This window comes from Parasphingorhabdus pacifica, from assembly GCF_054779195.1.
The window spans coordinates 70,850-86,314 of record NZ_BAAGYS010000005.1 but is presented as its reverse complement, the minus strand read 5'-3'; the positions used below and the strand labels follow the sequence as shown (position 1 = coordinate 86,314).

The following is a 15,465-nucleotide window of genomic DNA, read 5'->3' as shown; positions in this document are numbered from 1 at the left end:
CCGACCTTCACATAAAAAAGAAGGGTGGACGAGGCCATATCTATGGCCTCGTCCACCCTCTTTTTGTGTTTGAGGCGCTGAACGACACCACCCCAACCCCGGGCCGGCCCAGTCAGCACAGCCAGGCGCCGGCCCGACCCGGCCAGCCGGCGCAGCCAGCCAGGCCCGACCGGGCCAGGCCCGACCGGGCCGGATCCCGCCCTCAGCTCGCCAAGTGTCGGGCCAGAAAGGCGGTCGCGCGGGGGTAGGCGTCGAGTCGGTTCGCCCGCTTGGCGAGACCGTGGCCTTCGTCCGAGTAGACCAGCATCTCGCATTCCAGGTTCTTCGCGCGGACCGAAGCGGCGAGTTGCTCGGCCTCGGACAGCGGCACTCGCGGATCGTTCGCTCCGTGGATGACGAACAGTGGGGCCGAGATGTCGTCGACGCGGGTCAGCGGGGAGGCGTCGCGGAGAAAGTCCGCATCGTCCTGCAACGAGCCGTATTCGCGTTCGCGGTGTGCCCGGCGGTAGGCAGCGGTGTTCTCCAGGAATGTCGTCAGCGACGAGATACCCACGATGTCGACCCCGGCTGCCCATCGGCCCGGCTGGAACGCCAGCCCGGCGAGCACCATGTACCCGCCGTAGGACCCGCCCCAGAGCGCGACCCGCCGGGGGTCGACGCCGATGGCAGGCAACCAGTCGTGCAGCGCGGCGAGGTCGTCGACGGAGTCGAGGCGCTTACGCCGGTCATCGGCCGAATACCAGCGCTTTCCGTAGCCCACCGAGCCGCGCACGTTTGGCACCACGACGGTGTGTCCCTGTGCGACGAGTGCCTGCGTGATGGGGCTGAAGGACAGCACCGACTGCCCTTCCGGGCCGCCGTGGATGATCAGCACCGCGGAGCCGGTGAGGGCGGGGTCGCCGCCGTCCCCGGTCGGGCGGTAGACGAAACAGGGGACCCGCTCGCCGTCGGAGGTGGGGACCGAGTGGGTGACCGGCCCGGGAAGCGCGTCGTCGTCGAGCGGTGCCGCCGAGGCTGTCAGCGTCCGCACCGAACCGTGGCCCGCGTCGGCGAGCAGGACGTCACCGGGAATGGCCGGTGCGGTGAAACTCAACGCCGCGAATCGCGAGTCCGGGGACCATACCGGGACCGGGAGCGGGGCCGCGCTCCAGCCGTCGGCGGGCAGCGGTAGTTCGCTGATCTTCGCGCCGCTGGTGGCCTCGTGCAGGGCCGCCCTGCTCGCGCCGTTGTCGTTGGTCTGTACGAGAAGGGTGGCGCCGTCCGGGGACGGGTGGGCGGTGAGGTCGTGGTCCTCGGAGGTGACCAGCCAGCTCTTGGCGCCGGTGCGCGGGTCGATCCGCGCGATGCCGGTGTGCTCCCGCCCCGAGTTCGTCGCCACGATCAGGCCGGTCGCGTCGGGGAGCCAGCCGGCGTGCAGGTAACGGGCCGGTTCGGTCGGGTCGGTCAGGTCACTGATCTGTTCGTCGGGGCTTCCGGGCATCATGTCGACCAGCACGATCCGGTCGGAGAGAGCGGGCTCGCCGGGCAGTGTGACGGCCACGTAGCGGCTGTCCGGGGAGACGGCCACGTCCATCACCATGCCGCCGCCGTCGTAGACGAGTTGTTCCTCGCCGGTGACGACGCTGCGGATCAGCACGTCGAAATCCACCCCGTTGCGGCGGTTGGTGGCGTAAACGATGCGACCGGGCAGTACGTCGAGCAGCCGGTGGACGGATTCGGGGTCGCGCACGACCGGTTCGAGGTCTTCGAGGGTCGCGGGTGCGGCCCGCTGCTCGTCGAGGTGCAGCAGGGACAGTTGGCCGCGTTCGTCGCCGCCTGCGTCGTGCTGGACGACGGCGATGCGGTGACCGGGTAGGTAGCGCCCGCTGACCGCGCCGGGCAGGTCGGTGAGCGGAGTGGGCGTGCCGTCGGCCAGTTCCACGAGCTGCGTCGAGCCGCTCTCGTCGGACCCGGCGAGCACGCGTCCTGCGGGGTCGACGTCGAATGCTCGCCAGGTGGGCAGCTCCAACAACCGCACAATGTCCAGCGTCATTCGATCACCTTTTCACGGCCAAGCCGCCCGTCCTAGGGGGCGTGCGAGGCGGTCTCGTGGCGGAAGTGGCGCCGGCGGGCAGCGTCCGTTTCGTGCCTGTTCGGACACCCCGGTGTACCCCCGGGGACACGTGGCGATGCGCGGCTAGGCTGGGAGGGAGCCCGACGAGATGCGTGGGCCGGCACGAGCCGGCGCGCGCATCCACTGCCGTACTACCGCAGACTGTCGTACTACCGCAGTCCGAAAGGAGCCCCGGTGCAACCTGGTGGCCAGCAGCCGAACATGCAGCAGATCATGGAACAGGCGCAGAAGATGCAGGAACAGCTGATGTCTGCGCAGCAGGAACTCGCCGAGACCGAGGTTTCCGGCAGTGCCGGGGGCGGTCTGGTGACCGCGAAGGTCAACGGAAGTGGCGAACTCCAGTCCGTTTCGATCGACCCGAAGGCGGTGGACCCGGAGGACACCGACACCTTGTCCGATCTGGTCGTGGCGGCCGTGCGCGACGCGAATCGGGCCGCGCAGGAGTTGCAGGCGGAGAAGATGGGACCGGTTACCGGTTCGCTGGGCGGCGGTGGCCTGGGTGGCCTCGGCCTGCCGGGTATGTGACGGGGTCTCGCGGTGTATGAAGGCCCCGTTCAGGACCTGATCGACGAGCTCGGCAGGTTGCCCGGTGTCGGTCCGAAGAGCGCGCAGCGCATCGCGTTCCATCTGCTGGCCGCTGAACCGGCGGATGTGACCCGTTTGCAGGAGGTGTTGCAGCGGGTCAAGGAAGGCGTGGTGTTCTGCGAGGTCTGCGGCAACGTCTCCGAGGAGGAGACGTGCCGGATCTGCCGTGATCCGCGGCGTGACCCGACGTTGGTCTGCGTGGTGGAGGAACCGAAGGATGTGCTGGCCGTCGAGCGCACCAGGGAGTTCCGCGGTCGTTACCACGTGCTCGGTGGCGCCCTGGATCCGTTGTCGGGTGTCGGTCCGGATCAGCTCCGGGTCCGGGAGCTGTTGGCCCGGATCGGGAAGGACGAGATCACCGAGGTCATCATCGCCACGGATCCGAACACCGAAGGGGAGGCGACCGCGACCTATTTGGTGCGGATGTTGCGGGACTTCCCCGGGTTGAACGTCACTCGGCTCGCGTCGGGGTTGCCGATGGGTGGCGATCTCGAGTTCGCCGACGAGTTGACGTTGGGTCGGGCTCTGTCCGGCCGACGCGAGATGTGAGCGGCCTGGCGGAGACTGCCGCGCGGGTTGTGGCGGCACCCGCGCGGCTCGGTCCGGTGCGGTTGGTGGCCGTGGACGGTCCGTCGGGTTCGGGCAAGTCCACGTTCGCCGATGGTCTGGTCGACCGGTTGCGCGCGGAGGGCGTGGTCGTCGGGTTGGTGCGTACCGACGACTTCGCCACCTGGGACGACCCGGTGGGATGGTGGCCCCGGTTGGTCGAGGGGGTTCTGCGGCCGCTGCGTGGCGGTGTTCCCGGGGAATACCGGCGCGTGGAGTGGCCGGAGGGGCGTCCCGAGCCGGGTGCCCTGGTCACCGTGGATGTTCCGGACGTGCTGGTGCTGGAGGGGGTGTCCGCCGCGCGCCGGTCGGTGGCGGAGTGGGCGTCGCTGGTGGTGTGGGTCGAGCACGTCGATGCGGACGTCCGGCTGGAGCGGGCGGTGGCGCGGGACGGTGCGGCCAGTCGCCCGGAGCTGGTGCGTTGGCAGGAGTTCGAGCGGTCCTGGTTCGCCGCGGACGATCCGATGTCGCGAGCCGACATCTTGATCGGTTGAGTCCGGGTTCGGCGTTTTTTCCCATTTTTCCGCGGCCCGAACGGTGATTTTTCGTGGTCACGGGTATTCCGATCGTAATCTTGTTTTCTCCACCGCGGATTGTTGACGGGTTAATCTCTCGTTCACTCTGAGACCGTCAGATACCGAGGTGCTTGATGAGAAAGCCTCCTTCGAAACCCAGGTTCACCGCGCGTCGATTCGTGACGGCCGGGATGGTCGCCGCGTTGGCGACGTCGCTGGCCGCGTGTGCCGAGTCGCAGCGTGATGGGGCCGGTGGGCAGGGGAACGTCCTTCGTTTCGGCGCGGCGGGCGCGCCTGACCTCTTCGACCCGTTCTACGCCTCCGACGGGGAGACCTTCCGGGTGACCAGGCAGATCATGGAGGGGCTTGTCGGTTTCAAACCGGGCACGGCCGAGGTCGAGGGTGAGCTGGCGACCGGCTGGGAGCAGTCCGCCGATGGCAAGACGTGGACGTTCGAGCTCCAGGAGGGCGTGAAGTTCCACGACGGTACGGACTTCAACGCGGACGCGGTCTGCGCGAACTTCGAACGCTGGTACAACCAGACGGGCGCGGGGCAGAACCAGGCGTTGTCGTACTACTGGGTGGAGAACTTCGGCGGGTTCGCCGATGGCGAGAAGCCTTCGTTGTACGAATCCTGCGAGAGCCCCGATCCGACGACGGCGGTCGTGCACCTGACGCGGGCGACCTCGAAGTTCCCGGACCTGCTCGGTCTTCCGTCGTTCAGCATGCAGTCGCCGACGGCGATGCAGAAGTACGGGGCCAACGAGGTGGAGGCCCGCGGGGACAGCTTCGTGTACTCCGAGTACGCGCAGAAGCATCCGACGGGCACGGGACCGTTCCGGTTCGAGTCCTACGACCAGGGCAACGGGACGATCAGGTTGTCCCGCAACGACGAGTACTGGGGTACGAAGGCGAAGCTCGACGGGGTGGTTTTCCGGATCATCCCGGACGAGACGGTCCGCAAGCAGGAGCTGTCGTCCGGCAGCATCGACGCCTACGACTTCCCGAACGCCGCCGATCTGCAGTCGTTGCGGGACAGCGGGCACAACGTCGAGGTGCGCGATCCGTTCAACATCCTGTACTTGGGGATCACGCAGATGAACAACCCGAAGTTGCAGGATCCGCGGGTGCGCAAGGCGCTCGCGTACGCGGTCGATCGGGAAACCCTGGTGAAGGCGAACATGCCGGACGGGGCCGAGGTCGCGAGCCAGTTCTACCCGGAGAGCGTCGACGGTTACGCCGAGGACGTGGTCAAGTACGACCACGATCCGCAGCGTGCCCGGGACCTGCTCGCCGAGGCGGGAGCTTCGGGGCTGTCGGTGGACTTCTACTGGCCGACCGAGGTGACGCGCCCGTACATGCCGGACCCGAGGGGCATCTTCAACGCGGTCGCGGAGGATCTCGGCAAGGCGAGTATCGAGGTCAACGCGATCAGCAAGCCGTGGAACGGCGGCTACCTCAACGAGATCGACAACGCGAAGGCGGATCTGTTCCTGCTGGGCTGGACCGGCGATTTCAACACGCCGGACAACTTCATCGGGACGTTCTTCGGTACTCCGACCAACCGGTTCCACACCGCTTCGTCGCCGTGGGGCGAACCGTTGGCGGCGGAGCTCCGCGCGGCCGACAGCGAGCCGAACGAGGCGGAGCGAATCCGGCGCTACGAGGAGATCAACCGCAAGTTGCTCGCCGAGTACCTGCCCGCGATTCCACTGTCCCATTCGCCGCCCGCGATCGTGACCAGCGACCGGGTTGAGGGGTTGGTTCCTTCACCGTTGACCGCGGAGGAGTTCGCCGGGGTGAGCCTGGCCGACTGACCGCGCGAACACGTCCGTCCGAATGGGATTGGTGCAGGCGGGTTGCCGTGTTCGGCGCGTTCCGGTCCGGACCGGTGAATCGGTGGGCGATCCGAGGTCGACCTCGGATCGCCCACCGCGCCGACCGGTCGGAGAACCACACGGCGAGATCGATACGGGGGAAAGTTGCTTCGCTACACGATTCGGCGACTGGCTCAGATGGCGCTGGTCGTCGTGGTGCTGTCGATGCTGTTGTTCGCCTGGTTGCGTTCGTTGCCGGGCGGACCGGTATCGGCGTTGCTGGGCGATCGGGCAACACCGGAGTCCCGGGCGATGCTGGAGTCGCAGCTCGGTCTCGACCAGCCGATCTACGTCCAGTACTGGAAGTTCCTGCAGCGTGCGGTCGGTGGTGACTTCGGCACGTCGACGGGGGTGCAGCGCGGCGAGCCCGCACTGGAGGTGCTGCTGACGCGGTTGCCCGCGACGGTGGAGCTGTCGGTGCTGGCACTGCTGCTGGCGGTCCTGGTGGGTGTGCCGGTCGGATACCTGGCCGCGCGCAGGCGGGGTAGCTGGCTGGACAACCTGAGCATCACGTGGTCGTTGATCGGCGTGGCGGTTCCGGTGTTCTTCCTGGCGTTCCTGCTGAAGTACGTATTCGCGGTGGAGTTGGGGATACTGCCCGCTTCGGGGCGGCAGGACATCGGGATCGACGCCACGAGGGTGACGGGGTTCTACATTCTCGACGGCCTGCTCACCAGGGAGTGGGATGCGGCTTGGAACGCGTTGGTGCACCTCGTGCTGCCCGCGATCGCCTTGTCGACGATTCCGTTCGCGGTGATCTTCCGGATCACCCGGGCGGCGGTGTTGGACGTGATGGACGAGGACTACGTGCGCACGGCCCGGTCGAAGGGGCTGACGGCGATGGTGGTCCGGCGGCGGCACATCCTGCACAACGCGATGCTTCCGGTGGTCACCACCATCGGCTTGCAAACGGGTGCGTTGCTGGCGGGGGCGGTGCTGACCGAGCGGGTGTTCAACATTTCCGGCGTGGGCCAGGCGGTGGCCGTGGGGTTCGAACGCAAGGACTTTCCCGTGCTGCAGGTGGTGATCCTGTCGTCGGCGATGATGTACGTGGTCGTCAACCTGCTGGTCGACCTGTCGTACGCGCTGATCGACCCGAGATTGCGTGCCCGCTGATGCCCGGGGCCACGAGGTTCGACAGCGCAGGCGTCCGGCACGATGCGGGAAGAGGCCGATCATGGTGATGACCCAACGCAAGGCGCGCATCGACGAGCTCGCCGAGTCCGCACCCGAGGTGGGGGTCAGCCTCGCCGTCTCCGCGTGGCGCCGGTTGCGCCGCAACCCGGTGTTCGTGGTCGGCGCCTCGATCATCGGCGGGTTCGTGCTGCTGGCGTTGCTGGCGCCGCTGCTGGCGCCGAACGATCCGGGGCTGCACCTGCTCGAAGATCAGGTGTCGCGCGCGGACAACACGATTCCGCCGCCGCAGGCCGGTTTTCCGCTGGGCGGTGACCAGTACGGACGCGACCTGTTCTCCCGGTTGCTGCTGGGTTCGCAGCAGACGCTGCTGGTGGCGGTGCTGGCCACGGTGATCGGCCTGGGCGGTGGCTTGGTGCTGGGCATCCTCGCGGGCGCGTTGGGCGGTTGGGTCGATTCCGCGGTGATGCGGGTCGTCGACGTGATGCTGTCGGTGCCGTCGCTGCTGCTGGCCGTGTCGATCGGCGCGCTGTTCACCGAGCAGACCCGGTTCACGGTGATCCTCGCGGTGGCCATCGTGCAGATACCCATTTTCGGCCGGTTGTTGCGCGGCACGATGCTGGCCCAGCGCGTCAGCGATCACGTGTTGGCGGCTCGGGCGTTGGGGGTGCGGGAGCGTGCGATCGTGTTCCGGCACATGTTGCCCAACGCGATCGGTCCGGTCGTCGTCCAGGCGACTCTGGTGTTGGCGGTCGCCATCATCGACGCCGCGGCGCTGTCCTTCCTCGGCCTGGGGGCCGCGGACGATTCGGTCCCGGAATGGGGGCAGATGCTCGGTGGCGCCCAGGCTCACATCGACTCGCATCCGCAGCTGGCTTTCTGGCCCGCTGCCTGCATCATCGTCGTCGCTCTCGGGTTCACCTTGATCGGTGAGTCGTTGCGGGACGCGCTCGATCCGAAGAGACGACGCTGACGCGCTTCGCTTTCCCGTCACCCGATGTGCAGAGGAACGACGAACATGGCACTGCTGGAAGTCCGCGATCTCTCGGTCGTGTTCGCCTCCAAGGGCGAGCCGCCGGTGACCGCCGTGGACGGGATTTCCTTCGATGTCGAGCCTGGCCGCACGGTCGGCCTGGTCGGCGAGTCCGGTTGCGGCAAGTCGGTCACATCGTTGGCGATCACCGGACTGCTGCCCGCGCGGGGGGTGGAGGTGTCGGGGTCGGTGTCCTTCGACGGCACCGACCTGTTGCGGTTGCCGCGTCGCGAGCTGGATCAGCGGCGTGGCCGCGATCTGAGCATGGTGTTCCAGGATCCGTTGACCTCGCTGAATCCGGTGGTCTCGATCGGGCTGCAGGTCGCGGAGGTCATCCAGCGGCATCGCGGGCTGTCCCGCAAGCAGGCCGATTCCGAGGCGGCGGACCTGCTGCACCGGGTCGGGATCCCGGATCCGCGCAGGCGGCTCAAGGAGTATCCGCACCAGCTTTCGGGGGGTATGCGCCAGCGCGCGCTGATCGCGATGGCGCTGGCGTGCCGGCCGCGGTTGCTGATCGCCGACGAGCCGACGACCGCGCTGGACGTGACGATCCAGGCGCAGATCCTGCACCTGCTCACCAAGCTCGTCGCGGACACCGACACAGCCTTGATCATGATCACGCACGATCTGGGGGTGGTGGCCGGATTGTGCGACGAGGTGAACGTGCTCTACGGCGGGCGGGTCGTCGAGCGGGCGGCGCGACACGAGTTGTTCGCCCGGCCGCGGCACCCCTACACGGCGGGTCTGCTGGCGTCGGTGCCCCGGTTGGACGCGCCGAGCGGGCAGCGGCTGCGGCCGATCCGGGGCTCGGTCAGCGACAACATCCCGTGGGACACCGGTTGTGCGTTCAGTCCGCGCTGCCCGAACGCCACCGAGGTCTGCGAACAGCAGTCACCGGAGGTGAGCATCGACGCGGGTGGTCGGTTCCTGCGTTGCCACAACCCCGTTCGGGAGACGGTGTCGTCGACTTCGGTGGAGGGGTCATGAGCTCGGACGAGATCCTCGTGGAGGCGGATGGTCTCGAGGTGCACTTCCCGATCAAGCGCGGAGTGGTGCTCGACCGCACGGTGGGACACGTGTACGCGGTCGACGGTGTGTCGCTGCGGGTGCGGCGGGGCGAAACCTACGGTCTGGTGGGCGAGTCCGGCTGCGGAAAGTCGACGCTGGGCAAGGCGTTGTTGCGGCTGGAACGACCGACCGGCGGGCAGGTCGTGTTCGACGGCACGGACCTGTCCCGGATGCGGGGCGAGCCGCTGCGCCGGATGCGTCAACGGATGCAGATGATCTTCCAGGACCCGCTGTCGTCGCTGGACCCCCGGCAGTCGGTGGAGTCGCTGCTGGTGGAGGGCATGCGCGCGCACGGGCTCGACGAGGGGCACGAGGCCACCATCGAACGGTTGCACGAGCTGCTTTCGGCGGTGGGACTGCCGGTGTCGGCGTTGCGCAAGTATCCGCACGAGTTCTCCGGTGGGCAGCGCCAGCGCATCGGTATCGCGCGTGCGCTGGCGCTGGGGCCGGAGTTGATCGTGGCCGACGAGCCGGTGTCGGCGCTCGACGTCTCGGTGCAGGCGCAGGTGATCAACCTGTTGGAGGACCTGCAGCAGGAGTTCGGGCTGACCTACCTGGTGATCGCCCATGATCTGGCCGTGGTGCGGCACATCGCCGACCGGATCGGGGTGATGTATCTCGGGGGGATCGTGGAGGAGTCCGATTCCGGCATGCTCTACGCGGAGCCGCTGCACCCTTACACGCGGGCGCTGCTGTCGGCCGTTCCGGTGCCGGACCCGGTGATCGAGGACCAGCGGGAGCAGATCCTGCTGTCCGGCGATCTACCGTCGCCTTCGGAGCCGCCGTCGGGTTGTCGCTTCCACACCCGTTGCCCGTGGCGCCAGGAGCAGCGGTGCGATACCGAGCGCCCCGAATTGCGGGAGGTCACGCCGGGGCACCGGGTGGCTTGTCACTATGCCGAGGAGATCCTGTCGGGTGAGCTGGCTCCGCAGCCCGGTGGTGTGGATTTCTCGCGGAGTTGACGTCGAGGCTCATGCGGGCACCGGTTCCGGCGTCGGGTCGGTGCGGCGACGTCGGGTTCCGAGGCTGCTGCTGCCGAGCAGCACTCCGCCTACGACCACGGCGCCCGCCGCGAGCTCGACGGGGGCGGGGCGCTGGTCCAGCACCAGCCACGCCGTTGTGCATCCGACGACGGGAATGAGCAGCGAGAAGGGTGCCACGACGCTGGCCGGATTCCTGGACATGAGCATCGTCCAGATCGCGGGCCCCAGCACCGTGCCGAGCAGTACGACGTAGGCCAGCCCACCGAGCGCGACCAGCCCTTCGGTGGAGGAGAACGCGGTGGTCATGGCCTGCCAGCCCGCTCGGGGGCCTTCCATCGCCCAGGAGACGGTGAACATCGGCAGCGGCGGCACGATCGACATCCACAGCGAGAAGTGCAGTGGGTTGGCCGGGTTGGCGCGGCGGTTGCACAGGTTGCCCAGTGCCCAGCCGAGCGCCCCGCACAGCGTGAGGGCGACGGGCAGGAACGCGGCGTTCTGGGCGCGGTGCCAGCCGATCACGCACATGCCGAGCACGGCGATGCCGATGCCGAGCAGTTGCACGGAGCTGATCCGTTCGCGCAGCAGCAGGCCGCCGAGCAGCACGGTCAGCGGTGCGGACGCCTGCAGCACGAGGGAGGCCAGCCCGGCGGGCATGCCGATGTCGATCGCGACGAACAGGAACGCGAACTGCAGGATGCCGAAGCCGATCCCGTAGCCGACGAGCCACCGCCACTTCACCCGCGGCAGCGGGATGAACAGGACGGTGACCAGCGCGACGACGGCGTATCGAGCGCCTGCCATGAACAGTGGTGGAAAGTGTCGCAGCCCGAAGTCGACGGCGATGAAGTTGCAGCCCCACAGCACCGCGACGAAGGCGGCGAGCAGCCGGTCACGAGGATTCACGTGGTCGAGCGTGCGGCCGATTTTAGTGAAGCACAAGCGAGGCTGTTTTCATCATCCATGTAGTAGTCCTTTATGGATGACGTAGGCTGGTGCTGTGGATGTGCGGAGGTTGCGGTTGCTGCGTGAGCTGGCGGACCGCGGAACGGTGTCGGCTGTCGCGGAGGCCATGGCCTACACGCCATCGGCGGTGTCTCAGCAGATCAGGGCGTTGCAGACCGAGGTGGGGGTGCGGTTGACGGAGCCGTCCGGGCGGGGGTTGCGGCTCACCGATGCCGGTCGGGCGCTCGCGGCGCGGGCCGATGACGTGCTGTCCGCGTTGGATCGGGCGGAGGCGGAGGTCAACAGTTTCCGCTCGGTGCCGAGGGGGACGGTGCGGGTGGCGTTGTTCCCGTCGGGAGCGTTGTTGCTGCTGCCGGGGTTGTTGCGGCGGATGGCGGATCAGCGGGAGTTGGGGCTGGTGTGCCGGGACGTCGACATGGCGACTTCGGAGGTGCCCGGGCTGACGGCGGATTTCGACATCGTGGTGACCCACCGCGATGATCAGGCCGAACCGTTCGACAGCGACCGCCTGGAGGTGACCCCGCTGCTGCGGGAGCCGCTGGATGTCGCGTTGCCGCCGGGGCATCGGCTCGCCGAGCGGGAGAAGGTGGAGTTGACGGAGCTTGCTTCGGAACCGTGGATCGGCGTGGACGTGGGGTTCCCGGTGGACGATGTGCTGCGTTCGCTGGTGATGCGCACGGGCGTGCGTCCCACGGTGGTGCAGCGGATCAACGATTTTCGGGTGACCGAGGCGCTGGTGGCGGATGGTCAGGGCGTGGCGCTGCTGCCGAGGTACACGGTGGACAGTTCGGGGCTGGTGCTGCGACCGCTGTCGGGCGCCAGGGCGGGGCGCAACGTGGAGGCGGTTTCCCGCCGGGGCGCGTCGGGCCGCCCGGCCGTTCGCGCGGTGCTGGATGCGCTGGGAAGCGAGGCCATCGCGCGCACCGGGGCCGGCGTCGACGATTCGCGGAGCTGACCCCGGCTCGGTCGTGGCCAGGGCGCCCGTGTTCAGGACAGCCGTGTTCAGGACAGCCGTGTTCAGGACAGCCGTGTTCAGTCGGCCCCGGTCACGTCTGCCTTGGCCACGTCGGCCCTGGTCAGGATGGTGGGGCGATCGCTCCCCGGTCGAGCGCGTTGGCGAGTTCGGTCGCCTCGGTGGGGTCGAAGATCAGCGTGTCGCCGGGTGGGAGCACCACGGCGACGCGGTCGCCGACGACCAGGACGGTGATGTTCTGTTGCGGACCGTGCGGATGCTCGCAGGGTATCCACCAGCCGAGTTCGTCGGTCTGGTCCTCGGTCGGCCACATGTTCCACCCACTGCCGTTTCGCTTGCATGTGGAACGACTGAACCGCGTGGGAAGCAACTCATCAAGTTACGTCGGTCGAACGGGTGAGTCGGCTTGCGTTCGTGGCCGAGGGATGTTTTCTACGGTCGGTCCGGTGTGGAGCCGGTCCGGTGTGGAACGACAGGTGTTAGCGGTGGGGTGTTGAGCTGCGGGTGCGTTCGCGCACCCGCAGCGGCGGGGAGACGGCCGGGCCCCGACAGGCCCACGGCCCACCACCGGCCGCCATCCCGTTCTTTCCATCCCCAGGGGGTCGTTCGGGTGTCGTTCGATATCTCAAAACGCCACGACTTCGGCAGTGTGCATGGCGCGGAGCAGGCCGCACTACCGTCTTTGGTCTATTGATTTCCGCTTCCGAAGGCGGAGTCGGCCGCCCGGTGTCGTAGCGCGGTGCCGGCCGGTCCGGTTCGAGCTTGGTCGGGTTGCGCCGGTTCCGGTGGGCTGCCTGCGGTGCGGATTCGGATGGTGCGTCGCGGCGCGGGTTGGTGGCCCGAGGTGGTGCTCATTCGGGAATGCCCGGTGGCTCCGCAGGTCGCGGACGGCGTGTTCGAAGAGCGTGTGGTGCTCGTCGTCGGCGTCGGGACTGAACGCGAGCGCGTGCACGCATCCGGCGCATAGTTCGCGGCCGTCGTCGGGTGGTGGCGTGTCGAGGCGACGGTGGACGGGGCCGCGCAGCTCGTGTCCGCAGTCGGCAACGGGGGTGTCGCCGCCGTTGGTGATGCGGTGCCAGCTGGATTCGAAAGCACCGGCCATCCATCCGTGCCCGGTGGCGTGCGCCTGCCCGGGCGCGATGCCCTGCCCGTATGCGATGCCCCGGCCGGGTTCGGACGCGTGCGACTTCCGGCGGCCGATCATCCGAGGACGTTTCGAGAACGGGCGTCGTGCTCGGCGGCGATGTGGTGTGCGCTGCGGTTGCAGTCGAAGCAGGTGGGCCAGAACCAGGCGAGCGTGCTGTTATCGGCGGTGAGTTCGGCACCGCAGAGGGTGCGGACGCGGTGACCGGTCGGATAGCCGCCGCCGGGGTGGAGATCGAGGCTGGCGTGCCGCTGCTCTTACTGGCGCCGAAGGCACTCGATCCAGAAGACTCGGCACGGTACATAGAGACCCACGCCAGCAAGCATGCACAGGAGATCGAAAAGTGAATGTCGAGCGCGTGATCCACTGGAAGAAGTCCAGCCGCAGCGGTGGTAGTGGCGGAAACTGCGTCGAGGTCGGCCGGGTAGTCGGTGGTGCTGCGGTGCGGGATACGAAGGATCGTGCGGCCGGGCATGTGACGGCGACCGGTGCGCAGTGGTCATCGTTCCTGGTGGCGCTCAAGGACGGCCGCTTCGACGGCTAGATCGCGCACGCCGCGACAACGGTCGCTGCCTGCGTTTGGTGGGGCTCACGCGGATGGCGGGATCGTCGCCGGACCGTGGTCGGTCGCCTCGCCGGTCAGTTGCGCGGCCAGCTCGGGATCGGCGTGTGCCTCGGCGGTGTGTCGCCACTCGGTGATCACCTGTACCACCGGGGCGTGGTTGTCGATCGAGTCGGCGGCGCGCAAGATCTCCACCAATTCGACCACGAACGCCCGCACGTCCTCGGCCGGGAGGAATCGCACCCACGGGAACGCCTCGGGCACGACATCGACCAACCACGACATCAACCAACAATGACAGCGCGACGCGGTCGTGCCGCATCAACGCGATGAACATGCGAGTGGTTGCCGAGACCAGTTCGCTCTCCTCTTCCGCGTGCGAGCGGTGGTCAAGACGAGGTCCTCGTCGTCGCGGCGTCGGAGCCGCACGGTTCGCCCCCGAGCGGTACCGAGCTTGGCGACGGTGGCCTTGGGGTGGTTGATCAACTCGGAGTACGGAACTTCCACGAAACTCGACATAATTTGAAAGCACGTCGAAAGTGCAATGGCTGTTCTTCTGACAGAGGTCTACGTCGTAAGTACTCGGCGTCATTGTGGTGCGGAAGAGGTTCGAGGGGCGCCCCACGGTTTCCCCTCCGGAGGGCGTTCCGTACAGGTCAGCTCCTGCTGTACCAGGCCAGCATGCTGAAGCACCGCGTGCTGTGCTGATCCGGTTCGTGCTCGTGATCTAGGACTTCCGGTGCGATGCCTTCGCGGAACAGTGCGGCGAGTTCGGCGTGGAGTCCGGCGCTCGGGCGCTCCGGAAGATCCAGGCCGATCGGCGAGGGAAACCGGGGTGAGGAGACGTAGAGCCGGAACCAACCCGGCTCGTACTGCACGAACCCCGCAGTCTCCAGTTCTGCCCCGCGTGACTCACCAGGCATCCCCGAGCATGTCATCCCCGTCATGGCGTCGCGCAACGCATCCGACCACGAAGGTGAGAACTCCGTGCGTTCGTGGAGGAACGAATCCCCGGTGACGACCGGTGCCCCGTGGACGTTCCGCGAAGTGCCGGAGCGGTTCCACTGTTCGGTGCCATCGCGCCGCGCGACCTCCAGCTCGCGGAGACAATCGATGACGTGTCGGTGGCTGACCGTGTCACCGCCGGGGGTGATCAGCGGCATGGTGACGGCGTATCGCCCGTCCAGATCCCCGTCGATGGCGACGTGGACCAGGACGCGATCCGCGGTCTCGCGAACGACACCGCAGAGTATGGCCCCCTGGTTTGGATCGAGGCAGGAAATGTCGCGCACCAGGCTGGTCAGGAGGCTGCGGTAAAGGGTGTCCGCAATCGGTCGATCTGATGTGTTCTCTGGTGTCATCCGTTGACCTCGGAGGGGCAGATGGTGACGCCGCGACACCATGCGGTAATAGTGCCGATGGGTCGCCCATCGGGGGTCACGTACACTCCGTCCAACGTGACCGGGGAATCCCAGTTTATGACACGGATACGGGCGTAGACGGTGCCCCAGGAGTCAGTCAGGACCGACTCGTACTCCCGTCGCGGACCGTCGAACCACACGGGGTGCTGTCCGTCCACGGCCGCCCGGATCGGTTTGTCCGAGAACAGCTGATGTTTCTTGGAGTAGTGTTCGTAGGCGATGTCCGGGCCGCCCTGCCGCACTGGCAGGTCGTGGCCGTCATGGTCGATCGACGTCCACCTCACGTAGTGCCAGTTGACCGGTGGTGCTGCAATAGGAGCCGAGGCGGTCTGCTGCCGAGGCGGAGTGGCATTGTTCGGCACCGGACGGACTTGCTCAAGTCCACCTGCCGGTCCGAACGTGGACTCGTACTCCTGTAACGCCAGAAACTGCAGATGCACGGGCTCATCACTGGCAGGTGGCTTAGCCGCCGCAGTCGACGTTGCCAC

General features: G+C 67.7%; 17 protein-coding genes and 1 pseudogene. 11 read left to right on the top strand and 7 right to left on the bottom strand.

Annotated elements, in window-relative coordinates; translation table 11 throughout:
• Positions 1-202: 202 nt before the first annotated feature.
• The gene (locus ACYVAN_RS06065) at positions 203-2,032 is read right to left on the bottom strand and encodes a S9 family peptidase (RefSeq protein WP_460956544.1); all 1,830 of its coding nucleotides are present in this window, start codon (positions 2,030-2,032) and stop codon (positions 203-205) included.
• A 255-nt stretch (positions 2,033-2,287) separates the two neighbouring features.
• On the opposite strand from ACYVAN_RS06065, the gene ACYVAN_RS06060 reads away from it, so the two are divergent.
• The 8 genes from ACYVAN_RS06060 (at position 2,288) to ACYVAN_RS06025 (ending at position 9,893) form a co-directional block, all read left to right on the top strand.
• Positions 2,288-2,638, top strand: coding sequence for a YbaB/EbfC family nucleoid-associated protein (locus ACYVAN_RS06060; protein WP_460956542.1), 351 nt, complete (start codon positions 2,288-2,290; stop codon positions 2,636-2,638).
• Between the two features lie 12 nt (positions 2,639-2,650).
• Positions 2,651-3,247: a recombination mediator RecR gene (gene recR / locus ACYVAN_RS06055; RefSeq protein WP_460956540.1), complete on the top strand. Its 597-nt coding sequence runs from the start codon at positions 2,651-2,653 to the stop codon at positions 3,245-3,247.
• A 65-nt stretch (positions 3,248-3,312) separates the two neighbouring features.
• Entirely contained in the window at positions 3,313-3,798 is a 486-nt protein-coding gene (locus ACYVAN_RS06050) for a uridine kinase family protein (protein WP_460956538.1), read from the top strand.
• 155 nt (positions 3,799-3,953) lie between these two features.
• Positions 3,954-5,636 (top strand): ABC transporter substrate-binding protein, encoded by a 1,683-nt coding sequence (locus tag ACYVAN_RS06045; protein WP_460956536.1) that lies wholly within the window; start codon positions 3,954-3,956, stop codon positions 5,634-5,636.
• Between the two features lie 165 nt (positions 5,637-5,801).
• Positions 5,802-6,812, top strand: a complete 1,011-nt coding sequence (locus tag ACYVAN_RS06040; RefSeq protein WP_460956534.1) for an ABC transporter permease — start codon at positions 5,802-5,804, stop codon at positions 6,810-6,812.
• Positions 6,813-6,873: 61 nt separating this feature from the next.
• Positions 6,874-7,803, top strand: a complete 930-nt coding sequence (locus tag ACYVAN_RS06035) for an ABC transporter permease (RefSeq protein ID WP_460956532.1) — start codon at positions 6,874-6,876, stop codon at positions 7,801-7,803.
• 45 nt (positions 7,804-7,848) lie between these two features.
• Complete coding sequence (locus ACYVAN_RS06030; protein WP_460956530.1) at positions 7,849-8,850, top strand: ABC transporter ATP-binding protein; 1,002 nt, start codon at positions 7,849-7,851, stop codon at positions 8,848-8,850.
• Entirely contained in the window at positions 8,847-9,893 is a 1,047-nt protein-coding gene (locus ACYVAN_RS06025; RefSeq protein WP_460956528.1) for an ABC transporter ATP-binding protein, read from the top strand. Before ACYVAN_RS06030 ends, ACYVAN_RS06025 begins: the two co-directional genes overlap by 4 nt.
• 9 nt (positions 9,894-9,902) lie before the next feature.
• Here ACYVAN_RS06025 and ACYVAN_RS06020 read toward each other — a convergent pair whose 3' ends face one another.
• Positions 9,903-10,817: an EamA family transporter gene (locus ACYVAN_RS06020; protein WP_460956526.1), complete on the bottom strand. Its 915-nt coding sequence runs from the start codon at positions 10,815-10,817 to the stop codon at positions 9,903-9,905.
• 94 nt (positions 10,818-10,911) lie between these two features.
• On the opposite strand from ACYVAN_RS06020, the gene ACYVAN_RS06015 reads away from it, so the two are divergent.
• On the top strand, positions 10,912-11,832 hold the full coding sequence (locus ACYVAN_RS06015) for a LysR family transcriptional regulator (RefSeq protein ID WP_460956524.1): 921 nt from the start codon (positions 10,912-10,914) through the stop codon (positions 11,830-11,832).
• A gap of 121 nt (positions 11,833-11,953) precedes the next feature.
• On the opposite strand, the gene ACYVAN_RS06010 is transcribed toward ACYVAN_RS06015, so the two are convergent.
• Complete coding sequence (locus tag ACYVAN_RS06010; protein ID WP_460956522.1) at positions 11,954-12,163, bottom strand: hypothetical protein; 210 nt, start codon at positions 12,161-12,163, stop codon at positions 11,954-11,956.
• A gap of 486 nt (positions 12,164-12,649) precedes the next feature.
• Between ACYVAN_RS06010 and ACYVAN_RS06005 the strand changes: the two genes are divergently transcribed.
• Entirely contained in the window at positions 12,650-12,817 is a 168-nt protein-coding gene (locus tag ACYVAN_RS06005; protein ID WP_460956520.1) for a hypothetical protein, read from the top strand.
• Positions 12,818-13,050: 233 nt separating this feature from the next.
• On the opposite strand, the pseudogene ACYVAN_RS06000 reads toward ACYVAN_RS06005, so the two are convergent.
• Positions 13,051-13,185: pseudogene (locus tag ACYVAN_RS06000) on the bottom strand (hypothetical protein); the annotation flags it as partial.
• Between the two features lie 152 nt (positions 13,186-13,337).
• Between ACYVAN_RS06000 and ACYVAN_RS05995 the strand changes: the two are divergent.
• Positions 13,338-13,538 (top strand): DUF397 domain-containing protein, encoded by a 201-nt coding sequence (locus ACYVAN_RS05995; RefSeq protein ID WP_460956518.1) that lies wholly within the window; start codon positions 13,338-13,340, stop codon positions 13,536-13,538.
• Positions 13,539-13,583: 45 nt separating this feature from the next.
• On the opposite strand, the gene ACYVAN_RS05990 is transcribed toward ACYVAN_RS05995, so the two are convergent.
• The 3 genes from ACYVAN_RS05990 to ACYVAN_RS05980 all read right to left on the bottom strand — a co-directional run bounded on the left by ACYVAN_RS05990 (position 13,584) and on the right by ACYVAN_RS05980 (position 15,261).
• A complete protein-coding gene (locus ACYVAN_RS05990) occupies positions 13,584-13,841 on the bottom strand; it encodes a DUF6247 family protein (RefSeq protein WP_460956516.1) in 258 nt (85 codons plus the stop codon).
• Between the two features lie 371 nt (positions 13,842-14,212).
• A complete protein-coding gene (locus tag ACYVAN_RS05985; protein ID WP_460956514.1) occupies positions 14,213-14,917 on the bottom strand; it encodes a hypothetical protein in 705 nt (234 codons plus the stop codon).
• On the bottom strand, positions 14,914-15,261 hold the full coding sequence (locus tag ACYVAN_RS05980) for a hypothetical protein (protein WP_460956513.1): 348 nt from the start codon (positions 15,259-15,261) through the stop codon (positions 14,914-14,916). Before ACYVAN_RS05980 ends, ACYVAN_RS05985 begins: the two co-directional genes overlap by 4 nt.
• Positions 15,262-15,465 lie beyond the last annotated feature (204 nt).

Coding starts and splice junctions, on each gene's coding strand:
- ACYVAN_RS06065 (WP_460956544.1), bottom strand. CDS start 2,032: ATGACGCTGGACATTGTGCGGTTGTTGGAGCTGCCCACCTGGCGAGCA.
- ACYVAN_RS06045 (WP_460956536.1), top strand. CDS start 3,954: ATGAGAAAGCCTCCTTCGAAACCCAGGTTCACCGCGCGTCGATTCGTG.
- ACYVAN_RS06035 (WP_460956532.1), top strand. CDS start 6,874: ATGGTGATGACCCAACGCAAGGCGCGCATCGACGAGCTCGCCGAGTCC.
- ACYVAN_RS06030 (WP_460956530.1), top strand. CDS start 7,849: ATGGCACTGCTGGAAGTCCGCGATCTCTCGGTCGTGTTCGCCTCCAAG.
- ACYVAN_RS06025 (WP_460956528.1), top strand. CDS start 8,847: ATGAGCTCGGACGAGATCCTCGTGGAGGCGGATGGTCTCGAGGTGCAC.
- ACYVAN_RS06010 (WP_460956522.1), bottom strand. CDS start 12,163: ATGTGGCCGACCGAGGACCAGACCGACGAACTCGGCTGGTGGATACCC.
- ACYVAN_RS05990 (WP_460956516.1), bottom strand. CDS start 13,841: ATGTCGTGGTTGGTCGATGTCGTGCCCGAGGCGTTCCCGTGGGTGCGA.
- ACYVAN_RS05985 (WP_460956514.1), bottom strand. CDS start 14,917: ATGACACCAGAGAACACATCAGATCGACCGATTGCGGACACCCTTTAC.